We start from the raw sequence: 2322 nt of genomic DNA on the forward strand, positions 1-2322 counted from the left end.
GTTGGCGGCGTAGAAACAACCCGATCCACCTTAGCCAAGCCGCCCGCCAAACTGTCTCAGCAGGCGGGTCCACCTCAATCAAACCGCCGCCCGTACCGGCATAACTCTTCCGAGCGAAATCGGTGGACGTTTTTCGGGTACGCCGGCCTCTCCCGGCACTATCCTTTTCATCTACAACACCTCTGCATCTTCGATTTCAATCGCCCCCGGGGTGACTTCTGATTTTTCTCTGGGGTCCGTCCAGGTGCCTCTCGGAACGGCATCCGGCTCATATGCCGGCGTGATTGCCGTAAGAGGGCCTACAAAGTGGTTCGTGACACCGCTAGGTGCCGTGCGTCCATAACCATATATATCTTGATCTAGCGCCCGAGATTATCCAAGGGTGAGGCTGAATGGTCGGGGGCTGAGTAACTTGAGGGGCAAATACCGCGGGGAGATTGATGGGCTGCGATGCATCGCGGTGCTTTCGGTATTGATCTACCACACCGGGTTCAAAGCATTTGGTGCTCAAATCCTGCCGGGTGGGTTCCTCGGCGTCGACGTGTTCTTCGTGATTTCCGGCTATCTGATCACGGGAATCGTACTCTCGGAATGCCGCGACGGGAGTTGGTCGCTGATACGCTTCTACGAGCGGAGGGCGCGGCGAATACTGCCGGCGTTGTTCGCTGTGATCGCCGTGACAATCCCGTTCGCCTGGTGGCTGATGTCGCCCGCGCAAATGCAGAATTTCGGTGCGAGCGCCGGAGCCTCCGCCCTTTTCGGGTCTAACATCTTCTTTTGGTTAGACACCGGATATTTTTTGGAGGCGATCGAGCTAAAGCCACTGGCCCACACCTGGAGCTTGGCGGTTGAAGAACAGTTCTACCTCGTGCTGCCGCTTGTGATCTGGAGTTTACTGAAGGTATCGCGAGGGCGGTACATGGGGGCGGCTTTGATCGTGATGGCGGCTGCTTCGCTTATAATCGCCCTGTGGTTGGGTGCGACCCGGCCTGCCGCTAATTTCTATCTGCTTCCCTCGCGTGGTTGGGAGCTGCTGGGCGGCTCTTTGTTGGCATTCCTGGAAAGCAAACGGCATCGGCCCGTCAACGGGCTTTTGCCGCTGGTCGCTTCCGCCGTCGGCCTGGCGCTGATCATCGGATCGGTCATCTTTGTGGACGGCTCGATGGCGCACCCCGGGCTTGTCACGCTTCCGGTAATCGCCGGCACCATGATGCTCATATGGTTTGCCGGGACCGGCGGGCCGGTGACTCGGTTACTCACGCTTCGCCCCGTCGTGGGCATCGGTCTGATTTCGTACTCTCTCTACCTGTGGCATCAGCCGATTTTCAGCTTTGCGCGCCTCTTTTCGATCAACGACCTGCTGCTGTGGCAAAGGGTGGTTCTGGCAGCCCTCTCGATCCCGTTAGCGCATCTGTCTTGGCTCTATATCGAGAAACCTTTCCGCGACCCCGGCACAATCAGCAAACCGACCATCTGGCTATCATCAGCCGGTGCAACCGCTGCCGTTCTGGTTTGGTCAGGCATGGCCTTGGAGGCTCAGGGATGGGGCGGTCGCATGCCACCAGAGTTTCGGCATCTTTCCTTTGTCGAGCGAGGATATTGGAACGAGAAGGGGGAGGATTGCCTGAAGAAAAATTGCAAGGTCGGGGACTCAGTTGAACCGTCCATTGCAATCGTGGGCGACAGTCACGCCGCCATGCTTGCAAAGAGTTTCGACCGGGCGCTGAAAGGCAAGGGGAAAGCTGCGGAAGTTATCGCAGACGGCAGTGTTTATGTGTCTCGGTATCCTGATTTTTACGGTGGCCTGGATAGCGTTTTGGATCAGCAGCAGGCCGTTATATTTGCAGCCAATATCAAGACCGTCGTTCTGTTATCGCGTGCTGTTTTGCGCGTGACCAACACAATGTTCGATAACGGCGAGGGTGGAGTTGAGCTATCCACTCCTGAATTCAATGGCCGAACACCGGATCAGCGGGCGGAGTTCAGGAGAAGAATTCGAGAAGGCATCGTTGAACTTCTTGATGCGGGGAAACGTGTAGTCCTTGTCTACCCGGTGCCGGAAGCTGGATGGGACGTGCCGGTCACGCTGGTGAAGATATACGCGCGAGGCGGGAAACCAATTACGACGTCCGAGAAACGGTATCGCGAGCGCGATGGGGGTATCATCGCTCTGTATGACAGCATCCCAGATAGCAGCAACCTAGTTCGGATTTACCCCGAGAAACTCTTCTGTTCCGTAGATTTGCCAGGCCGATGCTCCGTTGCTGATGCAAAAAGCATTTTCTACCTAGACGATGATCACCTGTCGGTTGCCGGGTCCAA

1 protein-coding gene is annotated in these 2322 nt (G+C 56.8%); it reads left to right on the forward strand.

Going from position 1 to position 2322, the window contains the following annotated elements; all coding sequences use genetic code 11:
- Positions 1 to 412 precede the first annotated feature (412 nt).
- On the forward strand, positions 413 to 2322 hold a 1910-nt coding region (locus ACX3P1_RS27940; RefSeq protein WP_459083029.1), incomplete at its 3' end, for an acyltransferase family protein.

It is taken from the genome of Mesorhizobium sp. A623 (assembly GCF_054489405.1).